Origin of the sequence: Cronobacter universalis NCTC 9529 (assembly GCF_001277175.1) — a bacterium.
GTDB classification, from domain to species: Bacteria; Pseudomonadota; Gammaproteobacteria; order Enterobacterales; family Enterobacteriaceae; genus Cronobacter; species Cronobacter universalis.
The window spans coordinates 3586796-3604364 of sequence record NZ_CP012257.1; the positions used below are offsets into that span (position 1 = coordinate 3586796).

The 17569-nt window shown below is 60.3% G+C and carries 19 protein-coding genes; 6 read left to right on the plus strand and 13 right to left on the minus strand.

All coding sequences use genetic code 11. The annotated features are described in order from the left end of the window. Positions 1-55 precede the first annotated feature (55 nt). Positions 56-1999, minus strand: a complete 1944-nt coding sequence (locus AFK65_RS16495; RefSeq protein WP_038856302.1) for a methyl-accepting chemotaxis protein — start codon at positions 1997-1999, stop codon at positions 56-58. Between the two features lie 932 nt (positions 2000-2931). Between AFK65_RS16495 and AFK65_RS16500 the strand changes: the two genes are divergently transcribed. From AFK65_RS16500 to yjiA, 3 genes are all read left to right on the plus strand, one after another. Next, positions 2932-5085: a carbon starvation CstA family protein gene (locus AFK65_RS16500; RefSeq protein ID WP_038856282.1), complete on the plus strand. Its 2154-nt coding sequence runs from the start codon at positions 2932-2934 to the stop codon at positions 5083-5085. 213 nt (positions 5086-5298) lie between these two features. After that, on the plus strand, positions 5299-5502 hold the full coding sequence (locus AFK65_RS16505) for a YbdD/YjiX family protein (RefSeq protein ID WP_032804917.1): 204 nt from the start codon (positions 5299-5301) through the stop codon (positions 5500-5502). An 18-nt stretch (positions 5503-5520) separates the two neighbouring features. Next, entirely contained in the window at positions 5521-6486 is a 966-nt protein-coding gene (gene yjiA, locus AFK65_RS16510; protein ID WP_007701678.1) for a GTPase, read from the plus strand. 38 nt (positions 6487-6524) lie between these two features. Here the strand turns inward: yjiA and AFK65_RS16515 are convergent, their stop codons facing one another. The 6 genes from AFK65_RS16515 to trmB form a co-directional block, all read right to left on the minus strand. Further along, the gene (locus tag AFK65_RS16515) at positions 6525-6962 is read right to left on the minus strand and encodes a type II toxin-antitoxin system HicB family antitoxin (protein WP_007701681.1); all 438 of its coding nucleotides are present in this window, start codon (positions 6960-6962) and stop codon (positions 6525-6527) included. A gap of 16 nt (positions 6963-6978) precedes the next feature. After that, entirely contained in the window at positions 6979-7167 is a 189-nt protein-coding gene (locus tag AFK65_RS16520; protein WP_032804918.1) for a type II toxin-antitoxin system HicA family toxin, read from the minus strand. Positions 7168-7366: 199 nt separating this feature from the next. Then, positions 7367-7732 (minus strand): hypothetical protein, encoded by a 366-nt coding sequence (locus tag AFK65_RS16525; RefSeq protein ID WP_007701689.1) that lies wholly within the window; start codon positions 7730-7732, stop codon positions 7367-7369. A 151-nt stretch (positions 7733-7883) separates the two neighbouring features. Beyond that, positions 7884-8600: a YggN family protein gene (locus tag AFK65_RS16530; RefSeq protein WP_038856280.1), complete on the minus strand. Its 717-nt coding sequence runs from the start codon at positions 8598-8600 to the stop codon at positions 7884-7886. Between the two features lie 50 nt (positions 8601-8650). Further along, positions 8651-8977 carry a YggL family protein gene (locus AFK65_RS16535; protein WP_007701693.1) on the minus strand — a complete coding sequence of 109 codons (327 nt, stop codon included), beginning with the start codon at positions 8975-8977 and terminating at the stop codon, positions 8651-8653. Then, positions 8977-9696 carry a tRNA (guanosine(46)-N7)-methyltransferase TrmB gene (gene trmB / locus AFK65_RS16540; protein ID WP_007701696.1) on the minus strand — a complete coding sequence of 240 codons (720 nt, stop codon included), beginning with the start codon at positions 9694-9696 and terminating at the stop codon, positions 8977-8979. The genes AFK65_RS16535 and trmB overlap by 1 nt, the downstream gene beginning before the upstream one ends. Before the next feature lie 152 nt (positions 9697-9848). On the opposite strand from trmB, the gene mutY reads away from it, so the two are divergent. Genes mutY through mltC form a run of 3 tightly spaced genes read left to right on the plus strand, consistent with a single transcriptional unit; the run spans position 9849 to position 12339 of the window. After that, positions 9849-10934: an A/G-specific adenine glycosylase gene (gene mutY, locus AFK65_RS16545; RefSeq protein ID WP_007701698.1), complete on the plus strand. Its 1086-nt coding sequence runs from the start codon at positions 9849-9851 to the stop codon at positions 10932-10934. A gap of 2 nt (positions 10935-10936) precedes the next feature. Beyond that, positions 10937-11212 carry an oxidative damage protection protein gene (locus AFK65_RS16550; protein ID WP_007674938.1) on the plus strand — a complete coding sequence of 92 codons (276 nt, stop codon included), beginning with the start codon at positions 10937-10939 and terminating at the stop codon, positions 11210-11212. A 44-nt stretch (positions 11213-11256) separates the two neighbouring features. Further along, positions 11257-12339: a membrane-bound lytic murein transglycosylase MltC gene (gene mltC, locus AFK65_RS16555; RefSeq protein ID WP_032804920.1), complete on the plus strand. Its 1083-nt coding sequence runs from the start codon at positions 11257-11259 to the stop codon at positions 12337-12339. Between the two features lie 109 nt (positions 12340-12448). On the opposite strand, the gene citG is transcribed toward mltC, so the two are convergent. From citG to citC, 6 genes are read right to left on the minus strand one after another with little or no spacing between them, the layout of a single operon-like run. Then, positions 12449-13291 carry a triphosphoribosyl-dephospho-CoA synthase CitG gene (gene citG, locus AFK65_RS16560; RefSeq protein ID WP_038856278.1) on the minus strand — a complete coding sequence of 281 codons (843 nt, stop codon included), beginning with the start codon at positions 13289-13291 and terminating at the stop codon, positions 12449-12451. Further along, a complete protein-coding gene (gene citX / locus AFK65_RS16565; protein ID WP_038856276.1) occupies positions 13269-13808 on the minus strand; it encodes a citrate lyase holo-[acyl-carrier protein] synthase in 540 nt (179 codons plus the stop codon). The genes citG and citX overlap by 23 nt, the downstream gene beginning before the upstream one ends. A gap of 3 nt (positions 13809-13811) precedes the next feature. After that, a complete protein-coding gene (citF, locus tag AFK65_RS16570) occupies positions 13812-15329 on the minus strand; it encodes a citrate lyase subunit alpha (protein ID WP_038856271.1) in 1518 nt (505 codons plus the stop codon). Positions 15330-15339: 10 nt separating this feature from the next. Next, on the minus strand, positions 15340-16215 hold the full coding sequence (citE, locus tag AFK65_RS16575; RefSeq protein WP_038856270.1) for a citrate (pro-3S)-lyase subunit beta: 876 nt from the start codon (positions 16213-16215) through the stop codon (positions 15340-15342). Continuing rightward, on the minus strand, positions 16212-16505 hold the full coding sequence (citD, locus tag AFK65_RS16580; protein ID WP_007701722.1) for a citrate lyase acyl carrier protein: 294 nt from the start codon (positions 16503-16505) through the stop codon (positions 16212-16214). Before citD ends, citE begins: the two co-directional genes overlap by 4 nt. Before the next feature lie 25 nt (positions 16506-16530). Further along, a complete protein-coding gene (gene citC / locus AFK65_RS16585; protein ID WP_007701725.1) occupies positions 16531-17562 on the minus strand; it encodes a [citrate (pro-3S)-lyase] ligase in 1032 nt (343 codons plus the stop codon). Between the last annotated feature and the right edge of the window lie 7 nt (positions 17563-17569).

Sequence of the window (17569 nt, forward strand, 5' to 3'; positions counted from 1 at the left end):
CCGGAGAATAAAAAAACCCCGGCAAGCCGGGGTTAATGTGTGCCTGGGCTAACGCTTAAAAGTGTTCCCAGTCGCCCTGAACGCCTGCCACGGCGAGCGCTTTGGGTGCCGGCGTCGACACGACAGGAGCGGCGGCGGGCGCAGAACGGCGCGGCGCGCTGGTGCCGACGTTAAACACGGCGACCATCTGCTCCAGCTCGCGCGCCTGCTCTTCGAGCGACGAGGCGGCAGCGGACGACTCCTCCACCAGCGCGGCGTTCTGCTGGGTGGTGGTGTCCATTTCCGACATCGCCTGACCAATCTGGGCGATGCCGCGGCTCTGTTCGGTACAGGCGCGGGCGATCTCATCCATGATTTCACGCACTTTCGCGACGGAGCCGACGATATCTTCCATCGCCTCGCCCGCGCTCGCCACCAGCTGCGCGCCATTTTCAACGCGCTGGTTGGCCTCGGTGATGAGCGCGCCTATCTCTTTGGCGGCCGTGGCGCTGCGGCTGGCCAGCGTGCGGACTTCACCCGCCACCACGGCGAACCCGCGGCCCTGCTCACCGGCGCGCGCGGCCTCCACGGCGGCGTTCAGCGCCAGGATATTGGTCTGGAAGGCGATGCCGTTAATGACGCTGATGATGTCGGCGATTTTCCCGGAGCTTGCCTGGATATTACGCATCGTCTCGACCACTTCGCTCACCACTTTCCCGCCGCGATCGGCGTTGGTGGAAGCCTGCGCCGCCAGCTGGCTCGCCTGCTGGGCGTTACCGGCGGTCTCTTTCACGGTCGAGGTCAGCTCTTCCATGCTCGCGGCGGTCTGTACCACGGCGGCGGACTGCTCTTCGGTGCGCGACGAGAGATCGATATTCCCCGCGGCGATTTCCGACGACGCGCGCGAAACGTTATCCACGCCGTGACGCACGCGGGTAATGATGCTCTTCAGGCTGTCGTTCATGGTGCCGACCGCCTGCATCAGCAGACCCGGTTCGTCGCGGCGCAGCGAAGAGACGGTGACGGTCAGATCGCCCTGCGCGATGCGGTTCGCCACATCTAACGTTTCACGCAGCGGTCGGGTGATATTGCGGGTAATAAACGCGGCGACGATCAGACCGAACAGGACGCCTGCCAGCGTACCGCCAAGCATCAGCGTTTCGACATGGTTGATGGATTTCGCCATGCGCATTTTACGAAACTCATGGAAGTCGCTTACGGTTTCGTTCAGCTGGCCCGCGGCGGCGCTGAGCGTGGTTGACTGCGCCGCCTGCTCGCCGGAGGCAGAGACAAACAGCGCGGCGCTACTGTGCAGCATACGGGTCTGATCGGCAAGCGCGGAGAGCCACGGGAGCGGCGTATCGCGGGTGCTTGCGCCAAGCTGCGCGGCGGTCGCGTCAATACCCGTCAGAAGTTCGTTGAGTCTGTTCAGCGTCTCGCGGTCGCCGCGGTTGACCAGGGCGTCGACGGCGCTCTGCACCTGCTGCGCTTTCGCGGTAAGACGGGCGGCCAGCATCGCCGCCTGCGGGCTGGCGTCCGCCTGCTCGCTGTACATCGATGCCTGATCGATAAACTGCGACGGCCACTGTTCATGCAGATCGGCCGCGAGCGTATTGCGCTGGCGCAGCGTCTGAATATATTTGTCGCGCACTTTCAGATAGTTTTGCAGGTTCGTCTGCATAGCGGCAAACCGGGTGCGGCCTTCAATATCCATATTAAAGAGCGACAGCGAAGCGAGCTGAGACTCGACCTGACGCAGCGCATTCGCATTCAGCTCGGCATATTTTTCGTCGCCGGTGAGCTGGAACAGCGTGCGGTTAATACGCGCTTCGTTGAGGGCGGTCACGATACTGACGGTCAGCGTTTCCTTACGGGCGTTCTCATCCACCTGGCGGAAGCCATAAATCCCGGCGCCAGCAATCAGTAGCATAATGCACAGCACAATAATAAAACCCGACGTCAGTTTTTTGCCGACGCTCAGATTATTCACTTTCTCGCCAAACGACGTCACTAAAGCCATTGCATTCACCATCACATTAAAATGATAAAAATTGTTTAACTGTTTATCGTCAGTGAAAGATTGTTCCTTTAATGAACGCGGCGGCTCAAGAGCGTCAAAAAAATTCAATAAGATTGATGACAATAAAATATATCGGACAAGAAACCTTCAGAATATATGTTAAAAAAATAAGTTAAGTCAGGTAATAAAGTGAAAAAGTAATCACTTAAGCGCAATTTACTGCGGCTTAACCAGGCGATACTGGCTTTATCTTTAACGTAAATATTTGTGGCAGATTAAGAGTGATTTTTGAGCCTATTTTTAATTACATGATTAATAAACCATTTTATTTTCAAAAAAATTTTAAATTCTCCTGTCTTTCATTAAGCAGTGCTTAATACGTATTTAGCAGCAGTTAATAATCACGTTGTTTTGTAATGGTGCGCACAAAATAAACGGGTAGTTCACCAGAATTGAAAGTGATACGGGTATCACAGAAGAATAATGATCAACGTCAAAATATATCATGTATGATTAATCAATCAGAGAATATATTAACCACCGGCAACTATTTCATTATTCAGCCTGGTCTTACGGCAGGCAGAGGTATTATTCGCCACAAAAGCCGCCGCCCTCTGGCAGCGTGTCCGTTTGCTGGTTAATACCGCCGGTTTATCAACCGCCGCCTGTTATCTGCGCTACCTCCTCTCCCGCGCGCCTCGCGCCCGTGACTGTCGTCACAAAACCCCCACCGCTCGGGGCCTCTGCGAACCGCTCGCTACGCTATATGACCGTTCGCCCCGCTATGTAACCGCTCGTTGAAGCCCTTTCCAGGCCGCATGCGCGTTTTGTCATCATTAAGAGCGTTTTAGATCTTTTGGTTATCCGCCGTCTGTGCCGTCAGGGAAGTACGTCACAGCCGGTTTTATCTCTGTCTGACAAGCAGGTCTCTTATGGACAAAAAAACAGTAATGAAACATCTGCCCTGGGCGCTTCTTGGCGTTCTCGGGGCCTTTTGCCTTGCCGTGGTGGCGCTACGCCGCGGCGAGAGCGTCAGCGCCTTGTGGATTGTGGTGGCCTCGGTCTCCGTCTACCTGGTGGCTTACCGCTACTACAGCTTATATATCGCCAGCCGCGTGATGAAACTCGACCCTACGCGCGCGACCCCGGCGGTGATTAATAACGACGGGCTGAACTATGTGCCCACCAACCGCTACGTGCTGTTCGGCCACCATTTCGCCGCGATCGCAGGCGCGGGCCCGCTGGTCGGCCCGGTGCTGGCCGCGCAGATGGGCTATCTGCCCGGCACGCTGTGGCTGCTCGCGGGCGTGGTGCTGGCGGGCGCGGTGCAGGATTTTATGGTGCTGTTTATCTCCTCGCGCCGTAACGGCGCCTCGCTTGGCGAGATGATCAAAGAGGAGATGGGCCCGGTGCCGGGCACCATCGCGCTGTTCGGCTGCTTCTTGATCATGATTATCATCCTGGCGGTGCTGGCGCTGATTGTCGTCAAAGCGCTGGCGGAGAGCCCGTGGGGCGTCTTTACCGTCTGCTCGACGGTGCCGATCGCGCTGTTTATGGGCATCTACATGCGCTTTCTGCGCCCGGGCCGGGTCGGTGAAGTCTCAGTCATTGGCGTGGTGCTGCTGGTGGCGTCTATCTGGTTTGGCGGCGTGATCGCAGCCGACCCGTACTGGGGCCCGGCGCTGACCTTTAAAGACACCACCATCACCTACGCGCTGGTGGGCTACGCGTTTGTCTCCGCCCTGCTGCCGGTGTGGCTTATCCTGGCGCCGCGCGACTACCTGGCGACGTTCCTGAAAATCGGCGTCATTGTCGGTCTGGCGGTGGGCATTCTGATCCTCAACCCGGAACTGAAAATGCCTGCCGTGACGCAGTACATCGACGGCACCGGGCCGCTGTGGAAAGGCGCGCTGTTCCCGTTCCTGTTTATTACGATCGCCTGCGGCGCGGTTTCCGGCTTCCATGCGCTGATCGCCTCAGGCACCACGCCGAAACTGCTGGCGAACGAAACCGACGCGCGCTTTATCGGCTATGGCGCGATGCTGATGGAATCCTTCGTCGCCGTGATGGCGCTGGTGGCGGCCTCTATCATCGAGCCGGGTCTCTATTTCGCGATGAACACCCCGCCCGCGGGGCTTGGCATTACGATGCCGAACCTGCATGAGCTGGGCACCGACAACGCGCCGCTTATCCTGGCGCAACTGAAAGATGTCTCCGCCCATGCGGCGGCGACCGTGAGCGCCTGGGGCTTTGTGATTACGCCTGAGCAGATCATGCAGACCGCCAAAGATATCGGTGAACCGTCTGTACTGAACCGCGCGGGCGGCGCGCCGACGCTGGCGGTCGGTATCGCCCACGTATTCCACAAGATCATCCCGGCCGCGGATATGGGCTTCTGGTATCACTTCGGCATTCTGTTCGAGGCGCTGTTTATCCTGACCGCCCTGGACGCCGGCACCCGTTCTGGCCGCTTTATGTTCCAGGATCTGGTGGGCAACTTTGTGCCGTTCCTGAAGAAAACCGATTCGCTGGTAGCGGGTATCGTCGGCACCGCGGGCTGCGTCGGCCTGTGGGGGTATCTGCTCTATCAGGGCGTGGTGGACCCGCTCGGCGGCGTGAAGAGCCTGTGGCCGCTGTTCGGCATCTCTAACCAGATGCTGGCCGCCGTGGCGCTGGTGCTGGCGACCGTGGTGCTGGTGAAGATGAAGCGCACCCGTTATGTGTGGGTGACCGTGGTGCCTGCGGTGTGGCTGCTTATTTGCACCACCTGGGCGCTCGGGATGAAGCTCTTTAGCGATAACCCGCAGATGGAAGGCTTCTTCTATATGGCGAACGAGTACAAAACGCGTATCGCCGCAGGCGGCGCGGAGCTGACCGAGCAGCAGGTAGCCAACATGCACCATATCGTTATCAATAACTACACCAACGCGGGCCTGAGCATTCTGTTCCTGGTGGTAGTGTACAGCATCATTTTCTACGGTATTCGCACCGCGATGAAGGCGCGTCGTTCCGCACAGCCCTGCGCGAAAGAAACGCCGTATGTGCCGGTGCCGGAAGGCGGCGTGAAAACCTCGTCACACCATTGAGATGACGGCGGTAAACGGCGGGTGCGCGATGCTTACCCGCCCTACAAACGAGTAGGATAAATGTAGTTATGTAGGGTGGGTAAGCGAAGCGCACCCACCGTCGCACATACAGGTTTCATCCGTAGGGTGGGTAAGCGGAGCGCACCCACCTTACATCGATACAATCGCAAGCCCCGGCCCGCACCGCCGGGCTTTTTCTGTCTGGGGGACATAATGTTTGGTAACTTAGGGCAAGCGAAAAAATACTTGGGTCAGGCGGCGAAAATGCTGATTGGGATCCCGGACTATGACAACTACGTTGAGCATATGAAGATCAATCATCCCGATAAACCGTACATGACCTATGACGAATTCTTCCGCGAGCGCCAGGAAGCGCGCTATGGCGGAAGCGGCGAAGGCGGCATGCGCTGCTGCTGACAATTACCGGAGGTAAAAATGCAACCCGTTGCGGTCACGCTGTTAACCGGCTTTCTCGGCGCCGGAAAAACCACGCTGCTGCGTCATATCCTTGAGGCCGATCACGGCTACAAAATCGCGGTAATTGAAAACGAATTCGGCGAAACGCCCATCGACAGCGACATTCTCGGCAGCCGCGCCACGCAGATGAAAACGCTCAGCAACGGCTGCATCTGCTGCACCCGTTCGCAGGAGCTGGAATCCGCGCTGCTCGATTTACTGGAGCTGCTGGATAGCGGCGCCAGCACGTTTGATCGGGTGATTATCGAATGCACCGGCATGGCGGACCCCGGCCCGATCGTCCAGACGTTTTTCTCCCACGAGACCCTGTGCGAGCGCTACCTGCTGGATGGCGTGATTACGCTGGTGGACGCCGTGCATGCCGGGCAGCAGATGGACCGCTACGCGCTGGCGCAGTCGCAAATCGGCTACGCGGATCGCATTCTGCTGACCAAAACCGATGTGGCGGGCGAAGACGAAGCGCTGCTGGCTCGCCTGCGCCGCATTAACGCCCGCGCGCCGGTGCATAAGGTGGTGCATGGCGAGGTGGATCTGAGCCTGATTTTCGACACCCAGGGTTTTATGCTCGAAGAGCGCATCGTACAGCCCGCGCCGCGCTTTCACTTCGCGGCTCCCGCGCAGACCGATATCACCTCTGTTGTGGTGAATTTTGATTATCCGGTGGCGCTGGATGCGATTTCCCGCGTGATGGAAGGGCTGCTGTTAGAGTTCGCCGATAACCTGATGCGCTACAAGGGGATGCTGTTTATTCAGGACGAGCCGCGCCGTTTGTTGTTCCAGGGCGTTCAGCGGCTTTACAGCGCCGACTGGGACCGCGAATGGGCGAGCGACGAAACGCCGCAAAGCACGCTGGTGTTTATCGGCGCGCATCTGCCGGAAGACGAGATCCGCGCCGCTTTTGCGTCGCTTGCGCCGACGGGTTGAGCCAGCGTTCCCCGCGCTCAGGGAGCGGGGTTACAGGTTTATTCGCCCTGTAGCTCATGGCGCGCCGCCTGCGCCAGAAAGTGGCTGCGGTCGCGGTATCGGCCGTCGCTCGCTTTAACCCGGTTGTCGATGCGCTGGATAAGCGTATCAGGCAGCGTGATATTAATGCGCTGCTGGCGCCCCTCCAGCCCGCTCAGATCAACCTCAATCACGAACCAGCTGTCATACGCGCGATAATCAGGGTGCGCGGCGTAGGTAAGATGACCGGCATCCCTGAGCGCCTCCGCGCGATACTTACCGCTACGGATCATCTCTTCAAGCACCAGCAAAATCGCCTCACGAGCGGCAGGCGCAATACCCGCTTTGTCGTCGGCGGCGGAATAACAGCCAAATTCCTCATTACATAACGCAGGCACCACGATGCCCCACGCCACATCAACGCTCGCGGGCGTTTCAACGCCTACAGAAAAAAACATGTTTGCCTCCCGCAAGTTACGGTTTAAGACCAGCCATTTTCAGGATGGCGTTTAGCGTTCCCGGCGGCAGATCCTTTTTCGGGTGCGGGACGGGAAACGTTTTGCCGGTGCGCGGCGACCACCAGATTTGGTGACTGCCGCCGTTATGTCTCACGCACTCGCATCCTGCGATTTGCAGCCGTCTGATTAGCTCGCTGGATCTCATCCGCCCTCCAGGCCTTTACAATATACACATGCATACACACGAAAACAAATGGCTGCACAAGCCGATGACAAACACAAAGGTCACTATGCGCGTTTATGAAAGGTCGTAAAGGAGGAAAGCGTGGCGCTGCGAGGCGTCTTCAGAAACGCCGCATCGCCCAGGCGAAGCAAGAAAGAGTGATGGTATACGAAGCGCCGGATTACCACGGATCGCCGGGTTCATCCCCCAGCCAGAAATCATCGTCAGGCAGGTCGTCCGGCCAATACATATCATCATTACGGTAGAGCGCGAGTTGCGCGGGGGAAAAGCGCGGGCTTGCAGGAGGCATAATATCGTCGGTCACATGTAATGGCGGCTCGCCGGGCAGCGGCCCTGTGGGCGGCATTTCGTCTTCACAAGACTCCGGCGCGGGGTTAACGCCCAACGTCGCGCAGCGGTCCGCGGAGGCGTTAACGGGCACGCTCTCCGCCTGGTAATTTTGCGTCCAGAGTACAGCCACGTTCAGCGTGATGATGCCGAGCAAAAAGAGAGAAATAAGGCTCCCTGCTGAAATATCCCGTTTCATCCGCATCCTCGTCCAGGTCTTGTGAAGTCACCCGTAGAGCGTAGTGCGAAAAAGTAAGACAAAGAGGAAGCGATTGTGATTCTGTGTAACGGGATGTATCTGGCGGAGTGACACGAAGCAGAAAAAACGGGAGCCAGCGCTCCCGTTACGGTTATTTTAAGCTGCCGACCAGCGCCTGGCGCTGCTCTTCAAGCTGAATGGTGCGGGTGCAGACCTCGCGGCCGAACTGCTGGAAATCCGCTTCCTGGTTTTTCCATTCGTTCTGGATGGCCGTTTGCAGGCCGCCCAGGCTCCCGAGCACGCCTTCCAGCGGGTTGCCGCCGCCTTTCAGCACCGCTTTGGCGCCCATTTCGTTAATGCTGTCCTGCAGAATGCCGCCCATCGCCTGATTCACCAGCTGCTGGCCGTCGGCGCGCACCTGATCGATGGCTTTATAGTGGAACGTCAGCCCGTCGTCGCGATGCTCGATGATTCGGTTCATCTGCGTTTTCAGCTGCGCGTCGAGTTTCGTGAGACGCCCGCGCATGCTGCTGTTTTCACCCACCTCTTTGGCGATGATTTTATCCAGCGCGACGCGGCCTTTCTCCACGCGAGACAGCGCGCCCTGATCGACCCACGGCAGCGTGGCGCGCAGCGCTTTCTGGTAGTCGAGCGCCTGCTGGCGCTGGGCGGCGGAAAGCGTCATCGGCTTGCCGTTAAACTGCACCGCGCCGTCAGGGCCAATCACCAGATCGCCGTTTTCACCCACCACCTGTACATGCTGGGGCTTGAGCACCACGTCGTCGCGCGGCGTGACGCTGCATTTGTATTCCGCCTGGGCCTGCATCGCCGTCACCAGCAACACGCCCAGCAGCGCTTTACGCATCATACTCGCTCCTGAAACGCTAACGGGCCGGCAGAACCGACCCGTTGTTTAACTTAATCCCACCAGATGTCGACCAGTTCGCTGACCTGGACATCAGACATGCCGCGCGCTTCCAGCCATTTGCGCACAACGTCGCGATCTTCATCGGTGCATTTGCCGATCTGCTGGCGGAACACCAGCCCTTCCCAGGCCTGGTTGCCGCTGCCGCCGAAGGCGAGACCGTTTGGCTCGATAGCCTCGCTGATAAGCTCGTCCACCGTGGTGTTGATCTGCTCATCCGTGGCGCCCTGCGGGAAACGCCAGGTTACCGTAAAGCCCAGTTCCTGAAATTCGTCGATGTGCATCTTTTTACGCAGACGACGGCTACGGTTCTTCGCCATTATTTTACTCTCCCGAACATTAAGTCCCATACGCCGTGGCCAAGACGATGGCCACGCTGTTCAAATTTGGTCACCGGGCGCGAGGCCGGGCGCGGTACATAATCCTGCGTCGGGGACAGGTTCTCATATCCTTCCACCGAAGACATTACTTCGAGCATATGTTCGGCATAAGGTTCCCAGTCGGTCGCCATATGGAAGACGCCGCCTGGCTGTAATTTGCTCAGCACCAGCTGCGCGAACGGCGCCTGCACGATGCGGCGCTTGTTATGGCGCGCTTTGTGCCACGGGTCCGGGAAGAAGAGCTGCACCATATGCAGCGAGCCGTCCGGGATCATTTTCTCCAGCACTTCCACCGCGTCATGACACATCACGCGCAGGTTTTCGACGCCCTCTTCATGGGCGGCGCTCAGGCACGCGCCCACGCCCGGCGAGTGCACTTCAATACCTAAAAAATTCTGCTGCGGATTGGTTTTCGCCATCTCCACCAGCGACGAGCCCATGCCGAAGCCAATTTCCAGCGTCACCGGCGCGTCGCGGCCAAACAGCGCGACGAGATCGAGCGGCTCTGCGCGGTATTCAACGCCCATCACCGGCCAGTAGTGGTCCAGCGCGTGCTGCTGCCCTTTGGTCAGGCGCCCCTGGCGGCGGACGAAGCTGCGAATACGGCGCAGCGGGCGACCGTTTTCATCAAATTCCGGTGAAATGACGTCGTTATTCATGGCGATTAGTCTGTGTGAGTAGTGGTTCGGGAAACGGGCATTATCCAAAGATAGTTGCCCGATGCAAGCACAGGAAAGTTCCTGTTTACAGCCCACAGGGCCTGTGCTGGAATCACAGCCCCTGATTTCTTCAAGCCGGAAGCCACGCGTTCATGATGCAGGCACAGCAGTTCTCCCGCCAGGTGCTCGACTGGTACGACAAATATGGTCGCAAAACCCTTCCCTGGCAGCAGGAAAAAACCCCTTACAAAGTATGGCTCTCGGAAGTCATGCTGCAACAAACGCAGGTAACGACCGTTATCCCCTATTTTGAGCGGTTTATGGCGCGCTTTCCTGACGTAACGGCGCTGGCGAACGCGCCGCTCGACGATGTGCTGCATCTGTGGACCGGTCTTGGCTACTACGCCCGCGCCCGCAATTTACATAAGGCGGCGCAGCAGGTGGCGACGCTGCACGGCGGAAAATTCCCCGAAACGTTCGAGGAAGTGGCCGCGCTGCCGGGCGTCGGGCGCTCTACCGCAGGCGCGGTGCTGTCGCTATCGCTTGGCAAACATTTCCCGATCCTCGACGGCAACGTGAAACGCGTGCTGGCGCGCTGCTACGCCGTCGAAGGGTGGCCGGGGAAAAAAGAGGTGGAAAACCGCCTGTGGCAGATAAGCGAAACGGTGACGCCCGCCGACGGCGTGGCGCGCTTTAACCAGGCGATGATGGATCTCGGCGCGATGGTCTGCACCCGCTCGAAACCCAAATGCGAGATCTGCCCGCTCAATAATGGCTGCGAGGCGTTCGCCCACCAGAGCTATGCGAAGTACCCCGGCAAGAAGCCCAAACAGACGCTGCCGGAGAAAACCGGCTATTTTCTGCTGCTTCAGCATGAAGGTTCGCTCTTTTTGCAGCAGCGCCCGCCGGTGGGTTTATGGGGCGGGTTGTACTGTTTCCCGCAGTTTGAGAGCGAAGCCGCGCTGCGCGAGTGGCTTTCGTCACGCGGGATTAACGATGACGGCCTGACGCAGCTGACCGCCTTTCGCCACACCTTCAGCCATTTCCATCTGGATATCGTGCCGATGTGGCTTGGCGTGCAGCAGACCGCCGCCTGCATGGATGAAGCGTCGGGTCTCTGGTATAACTTAGCGCAGCCGCCAGCGGTGGGCCTCGCCGCCCCCGTAGAGCGCCTGTTACAGCAAGTGCGCGCAGAGCCGGTGGCGTCCCGCCCCGTTCGCGCCATTCATGAGGATTGACGATGAGCAGAACCATTTTTTGTACTTTTCTTCAGCGCGACGCCGAAGGCCAGGATTTCCAGCTCTATCCGGGCGAACTGGGTAAGCGTATCTATAACGAAATCTCGAAAGAAGCCTGGGCGCAATGGCAGAAGACGCAGACCATGCTTATCAACGAGAAAAAACTCAATATGATGAACCCGGAGCATCGCAAGCTGCTGGAGCAGGAGATGGTGAATTTCCTGTTTGAAGGCAAAAATGTGCATATCGAAGGCTACACGCCGCCGGAACAACAGTAAGGGCCTCTGGCCCTTTCACTTAACCCAACAGCACACCCGGAATGATGAAAAAAATATTTGCGCTCGCTTTGATTGCGCCGTTGCTCATCTCCTGCTCCAGCAAAAAAAACGCCGAAAACGCCTATAACGAGGCCTGGATTAAGGACACCAACGGGTTTGACATTCTGATGGGCCAGTTTGCCCATAACATTGAAAACATCTGGGGATTTAACGAAGTTTTAATCGCGGGTCCGAAGGACTACGTGAAATATACCGATCAGTACCAGACGCGCAGCCACATTAACTTCGACGACGGTACGATTACGGTTGAGACAATAGCCGGTACCGAGCCTGCGGCGCGTCTGCGCCAGGCAATTATCACCACGCTGCTGATGGGCGACGATCCGGGCTCTATCGATCTCTACTCCGACGTTAACGACATTCAGATCTCCCGCCAGCCGTTCCTTTATGGCCAGGTGGTGGACAACACCGGGCAGCCGATCCGCTGGGAAGGCCGCGCGTCGAAATTCGCCGACTACCTGCTGCAAACGCGCCTGAAGAGCCGCAGCAACGGCCTGCGGATTATCTACAGCGTGACCATTAACCTGGTGCCGAACCACCTCGATAAGCGTGCCCATAAATACATTGGCATGGTGCGTCAGGCGTCGCGCAAATATGGCGTGGATGAATCGCTGATCCTCGCGATTATGCAGACCGAATCGTCGTTTAACCCCTATGCGGTCAGCCATGCCGACGCGCTCGGGCTGATGCAGGTGGTGCAGCACAGCGCCGGTAAGGACGTTTTCCGCTCTCAGGGCAAATGGGGCACGCCGAGCCGCAGCTATCTGTTCGATCCCCAAAGCAACATTGATACCGGCACCGCGTACCTGGCGATGCTCGACAATGTGTATCTGGGCGGTATTACCAACCCGACCTCGCGTCGTTACGCCGTGATCACCGCCTATAACGGCGGCGCGGGCAGCGTGTTGCGGGTGTTCTCGAACGATAAAGACCAGGCGGTGAATATCATCAACCAGCTGTCGCCGGGCGATGTGTACGAGACGCTGACCAGCCGCCATCCGTCGGCCGAATCGCGGCGTTATCTTTACAAGGTCAATACCGCGCAGAAGATGTATCGCCGTAAATAAGCGTGAGAGGTGGGTGCGTAGCGCTGGTTTGGCGGGTGCGCTGCGCTTACCCACCCTACAAAAGGCGGATAATCTGTTACCTGCGCTTACCCGCCTTTTTTACGCCGAATCACAAAGCCAGCGCCGCCAGCACCCAGCTCACCGCCAGCAAATCCGCGCTGCCGCCGGGGCTTAAGTTGCGCGCGATAAGCGCCCTGTCCATCTCCCGCAGCGCCTCGTCGTCCCAGCCGCGCGCCAGCAGGCCGCTCGCGTACCCCTGCACATAACGCAGCCCCGCCAGCCCGCCGCGTGACGCCAGATTGGTGTCCGGATTGACCGCCATCAGCCGCAGCAGCGCCTGCTGCAACCCTTTTTCGCCCTGCGCATGCTGCCAGAATGGCAAAACGTGGCGGCGCACCGTCGCAAAGCCGCTCTCCACCTCGCCGCGCGCGCCGGTCAGACCAAACTGGCGATACAATCGCTCCCCCGCCGTCGCCGCCCGCCGCCCGTGCGCCAGCTCGCGCGCCGCCATGCCGCGGGTCATCGCGCTCACCGTCATGCAGAGCGTGGTTGGCGTCAGCGGCTCCCCCAGCGCCGCCAGCCTCCCCGCGGCGGCGCACAGCAGGCCGAGCGAGAAAATACCGCCTTTATGCGTATTCACGCCGCCGGTGGCGCTGAACATCGCCTGCTCACACGCGAGCCCCGCCGGGCGCAACCGCCGCAGCATTTCGCTTTCGGCAAGCCCGGCGTCCTGCGCGCCCTGCTGATAAAACCCCCGCAGCCACGGCGCAATCGCTCTGATGCTGGCGACAAACAGCGCGTGATCCATATCCCGGTGCGCGCCGCTGTTGGCGCGGTCCACCAGCCCCGGCTTTGGCGTCAGGTTCAGTTCGGCGTACAGCGCCGCCACCGCGAGTGACGGCACATCGGGCTGGCGCGCAGAGCGCCGGTCAGTCGCGGGCAAACCAGTCATCGATCATCTTCTCCACGCGCCCGACCACCTCTTCCAGCGGATGACGGCGTGCACGCGCGCAGGCGTGCGCCGGTTCATCGCACAACAGGCAGCGCCGCCCCGGACGGTCGAGCGACGCGCGCCCCACCTGGCCCGCCTGCGGGCAGTGAATATCGAAATCCCACAGCCTGCCGAGCGGGTGCGTCTGCTCAAGCGCCACGCACAGCGCTTTGATTTCGCTCGCCGGGTGCGCCACGCTCCAGAGCGCCGTCGGGCCGGTATGCGCGTGAAAGATCTCGCGCGCAAGCCACGGCCAGCGGTGCTGCCACAGCAGCTGATCGCAGGCCTGCACCGCCACCGCGAACGCGTTGCGGTAACGCACGCTGTCTTTCACAGGGCCGGGCGTCACCAGCGAGAGCGAAATCACCGGCTGGCCGTAGCGGGCAAGCCACGCCTGCTGGCGACGGGCGCGCGCGTCTTTCGCCGCCAGTAGTTCATCAAGCGTGACGCCCGGATGCACGGGCGTATCGAGTTCCATACGTTACTCCTTAACCTGACGCACCACGTCGATGACGCTGCCGTCGCGATAGCGCACCACGCCGACGATGCGGTCGGTGAATTCAATGGGTTTCGGCTCGCCGGCGATCGCCACGGCGCGTTCGCGCAGCGCGTGAATATCGACGACATTCAGCCCCGCCGCGACCAGCCGCTCGCGCACCTCGGGCCGCGCCGGGTTGACCGCAATGCCGTGGTCGGTAACGAGCACGTCGATGCTCTCGCCCGGCGTCAGGCGGGTGGTGACGCGTTTAACGACCGTCGGAATACGGCTGCGCAACAGCGGCGCCACCACGATGGTGAGATTCGCCGCCGCGGCCACATCGCAATGCCCGCCGGACGCGCCGCGCATCACGCCATCGGAGCCGGTTATCACGTTGACGTTAAAGCCGACGTCGATTTCCAGCGCGCTCAGGATCACCACGTCGAGCTTGTCGCAGCAGGCCGCTTTGCTGGCGGGGCTCGCGTAAACATTGGTGGAGATTTCGATGTGCTTCGGGTTGCGGGCGAGCGACGCCGCCGCCTGGCTGTCAAAGCACTGGGTGTCGAGCAGGACGTCTATCAGCCCCTTTTCATGCAGATCCACCAGGCTGCCGGTAATGCCGCCGAGCGCGAAGCGCGCCTTCACGCCGCGGCGCGCCATTTTCTCGCCGAGAAACCGCGTACAGGCGGTGGACGCCGCGCCGGAGCCGGTCTGCATCGAGAAGCCGTCTTTGAAATAGCCGGCGTGTTCAATCACGTCAGCGGCGTAGCGGGCGATCATCAGCTCACGCGGATTGCTGGTGACGCGCGCCGCGCCGACGCTGATTTTCGCCGGATCGCCCACGCTTTCTACCGGCACCACGAAATCCACCCGATCCTGCGACAGGCTCGCGGGCATATTCGGGTACGGCACAAGCGTTTCGGTCAGCAGCACCACGTTGCGGGCGAACTGCGCATCCACCATCGCGTAGCCGAGCGAGCCGCAGCAGGATTTACCGTGGCTGCCGTTGGCGTTGCCGAATTCATCGCTGCACGGCACGCCGAGAAACGCCACGTCAATCTTCAGCTCGCCATCCTGCAACAGTTTGACGCGCCCGCCGTGGGAGTGGATCTGCACCGGCTCCGCCATCAGCCCATGCGACACCGCCTCAGCGAGTTTGCCGCGCATGCCGGAAGTGTAAATCCGCGTGATAACGCCGTTTTGGATAGGCTCAATCAGCGGATCGTTGCAGGTCATCAGCGAGCTCGACGCCAGCGTCAGGTTTTTAAAGCCCATCTGCGCGAGCGTCGCCACCACCTGGTTGATCACCCGGTCGCCTTCACGAAACGCGTGATGGAAGGAAATCGTCATGCCGTCGCGCAGGCCGCTTTTGCGCACCGCCTCTTCCAGCGACGCGCAGAGTTTGCGGTTATGTTTCTGCTCGTTATCCGCAAGCCACGGCGTGGCGGTGTGGGCGGTGTCGAAGGGGGTGAGATCGCGCAGGTGCGGAAACTGCACATGCAAAAGTTCTGTCTGGTTCATGGTTCTCTCCTTAACGGCGCACGCCGGAGGCGGCGGCGCGTTCCAGCACCACCTGCGCATGGTTGATAATCGGCGCGTCAATCATCTTGCCGTTGAGCGACACCACGCCCAGCCCGTTGCGCTCGCCCTCTTCGGCGGCGGCAATCACGCGGCGGGCGTAATCCACTTCGTCTTGCGTCGGCGCGTAGGCGTTGTGCAGCAGGTCTATCTGGCGCGGGTTGATTAGCGACTTGCCGTTAAAGCCCATCTTGCGAATCAGGTCGACCTCTTTTAAAAAGCCCGCTTCGTCATTGACGTCAGACCATACCACGTCGAACGCGTCGATCCCGGCGGCGCGCGCCGCGTGCAGCACCGCGCAGCGGGCGTAGAAGAGTTCGGTGCCGTCACCGCGCTCGGTCTGCATATCCATCACGTAATCGAACGCCGCGAGCGCAATGCCGATAAGCCGGGGCGAACTGCGGGCGATCGCCACGGCGTTAATGACGCCCACCGCCGATTCAATCGCCGCCATGATGCGCGTTGAGCCAGGCTCGCGGCCGCACTCGCGCTCAATGCGCGCCAGATGGCCTTCCAGCTCATCAATATCTTCCGGCGAGTCGGTTTTCGGCAGGCGGATCACGTCGACGCCTGCGCGCACCGCCGCTTCGAGATCGGGCAGCCCGAACGGCGTGCTGAGCGGGTTGATGCGCACCACGGTTTCGATATCCCGGTACATCGGGTGTTGCAGGGCGTGGAAGACCAGCAGGCGCGCGGTGTCTTTCTCGCGTAGCGCCACGGCGTCTTCGAGATCGAACATGATGGCGTCAGGCCGGTAGATAAACGCGGTGGAGAGCATGGCGGCGTTCGCGCCGGGCAAAAACAGCATACTGCGGCGAAGTTTGCTCATCTGAGCGCCTCCCAGCGCAGCGGTTGCGCCTCGCAGGCGCGCAGTACGGCGCTTTGGAGCCGGGCGCGGATAACGCAATCCAGCGCGCCTTTATCTTCGATAATCACCAGCCCTTCGTACACCTCCATCGCCGCGAGCGTCTCTTTCACCACGCGGCGGATCTGGTCGCCGAACTGCTTTATCACATCGCTGTAGATTTCTATCTCCAGCTCGCCCGCCGCCGGGGCGATTTTCACCATCAGGTCGCTGGACTCGGCGGTCCCCGCCAGCGCCTCCTTGACTATCTTCATTACGGTTGTCCTGTCAGATAATAATTCAGGCCACTTCCGCGCGATAACGTTGCGTGAGAAGGGCGTAAGTGCTCGCCGGCACTCGTTCGCGAATCGAAGAAAAATGCTGTGCCCGCAGCAGGCGGCGCACTTCGGATGCGGAAATCGCCTCGCCCGCGGCGTGGCTAAGACGTGGAATTTCGATAACGCTGACCGGCGGCGCGCTCACCGGCGCGCGCTCAAGCCACGCGTGCATCGCCTGGTTATAGGCGCGCGTCACCGGGCAGAACGGCTCGCTGCCGACGAAGCGCTGGTTAATGCCGAGCGCTGGCGCGATATAGCGGCGGAAAATCTGCAAATCCAGCCCGCTCCAGGCCTGCTCCACCAGCCCGCGCTCCTTGAGGAAATAGCCCGGAAAGGTGGCGCGCGAAATGAGATACGCCGAGCCTTCATGCACCGTGACGTTCGGCAGATGCGCGACGCCTGCCCGCACCATCGCGAGCCGTTCGCGGTAAGGGAAAAACGACGCCTCTTCACGCACTACGAAGAGGTGCAGCCAGTCGCTCGCGCTCGCCGCCTGTTCGGCCAGGAATCGGTGGCCGAGCGTAAACGGATTGGCGTTCATCACCACCGCGCCGATACGCGCGCCGGGCTGTTTCAGCCTGCCAAGCTGCTGGCAGTAACGGCGGATGCCGGAGGGCGTGTTTTCAAGAAGCGCCGCGATGTCGTCGCACTGCGCGAGCGGCCAGAAGCCGCAGCGGCGAAAACGCTCCAGGTTATACGGACGCGTGCAGAGGAACAGATGAAAGTGGCCGAGGCTCATCGCCAGGTTTTCCACCTCCACCAGCAGACGCGCGCTGAGGTTTTCGCCCCGCCAGCGCTCATCCACCGCCACGCCTTTAATCACGTTGCCCGCAAGCCCGGCGCAGCCTGCGATCTCGCCCTGCGCGACGGCGATGACGACATGCGTGACGTCTTCATCCATGCCTAACTGATGGCTGGCGAGAAACGCCGCGACGCGCGCTTTCTCCTGCGGCTGGCGGGCGAGCGCCACGGTGATGAGTTCCAGATTGCTCATACGTCCG

Bases quoted from the DNA above. Each gene is read 5' to 3' on its own strand.
- AFK65_RS16495 (WP_038856302.1), bottom strand. From the start codon at position 1,999: ATGGCTTTAGTGACGTCGTTTGGCGAGAAAGTGAATAATCTGAGCGTC.
- AFK65_RS16500 (WP_038856282.1), top strand. From the start codon at position 2,932: ATGGACAAAAAAACAGTAATGAAACATCTGCCCTGGGCGCTTCTTGGC.
- AFK65_RS16505 (WP_032804917.1), top strand. From the start codon at position 5,299: ATGTTTGGTAACTTAGGGCAAGCGAAAAAATACTTGGGTCAGGCGGCG.
- yjiA (WP_007701678.1), top strand. From the start codon at position 5,521: ATGCAACCCGTTGCGGTCACGCTGTTAACCGGCTTTCTCGGCGCCGGA.
- AFK65_RS16515 (WP_007701681.1), bottom strand. From the start codon at position 6,962: ATGTTTTTTTCTGTAGGCGTTGAAACGCCCGCGAGCGTTGATGTGGCG.
- AFK65_RS16520 (WP_032804918.1), bottom strand. From the start codon at position 7,167: ATGAGATCCAGCGAGCTAATCAGACGGCTGCAAATCGCAGGATGCGAG.
- AFK65_RS16525 (WP_007701689.1), bottom strand. From the start codon at position 7,732: ATGAAACGGGATATTTCAGCAGGGAGCCTTATTTCTCTCTTTTTGCTC.
- AFK65_RS16530 (WP_038856280.1), bottom strand. From the start codon at position 8,600: ATGATGCGTAAAGCGCTGCTGGGCGTGTTGCTGGTGACGGCGATGCAG.
- AFK65_RS16535 (WP_007701693.1), bottom strand. From the start codon at position 8,977: ATGGCGAAGAACCGTAGCCGTCGTCTGCGTAAAAAGATGCACATCGAC.
- trmB (WP_007701696.1), bottom strand. From the start codon at position 9,696: ATGAATAACGACGTCATTTCACCGGAATTTGATGAAAACGGTCGCCCG.
- mutY (WP_007701698.1), top strand. From the start codon at position 9,849: ATGATGCAGGCACAGCAGTTCTCCCGCCAGGTGCTCGACTGGTACGAC.
- AFK65_RS16550 (WP_007674938.1), top strand. From the start codon at position 10,937: ATGAGCAGAACCATTTTTTGTACTTTTCTTCAGCGCGACGCCGAAGGC.
- mltC (WP_032804920.1), top strand. From the start codon at position 11,257: ATGAAAAAAATATTTGCGCTCGCTTTGATTGCGCCGTTGCTCATCTCC.
- citG (WP_038856278.1), bottom strand. From the start codon at position 13,291: ATGACTGGTTTGCCCGCGACTGACCGGCGCTCTGCGCGCCAGCCCGAT.
- citX (WP_038856276.1), bottom strand. From the start codon at position 13,808: ATGGAACTCGATACGCCCGTGCATCCGGGCGTCACGCTTGATGAACTA.
- citF (WP_038856271.1), bottom strand. From the start codon at position 15,329: ATGAACCAGACAGAACTTTTGCATGTGCAGTTTCCGCACCTGCGCGAT.
- citE (WP_038856270.1), bottom strand. From the start codon at position 16,215: ATGAGCAAACTTCGCCGCAGTATGCTGTTTTTGCCCGGCGCGAACGCC.
- citD (WP_007701722.1), bottom strand. From the start codon at position 16,505: ATGAAGATAGTCAAGGAGGCGCTGGCGGGGACCGCCGAGTCCAGCGAC.
- citC (WP_007701725.1), bottom strand. From the start codon at position 17,562: ATGAGCAATCTGGAACTCATCACCGTGGCGCTCGCCCGCCAGCCGCAG.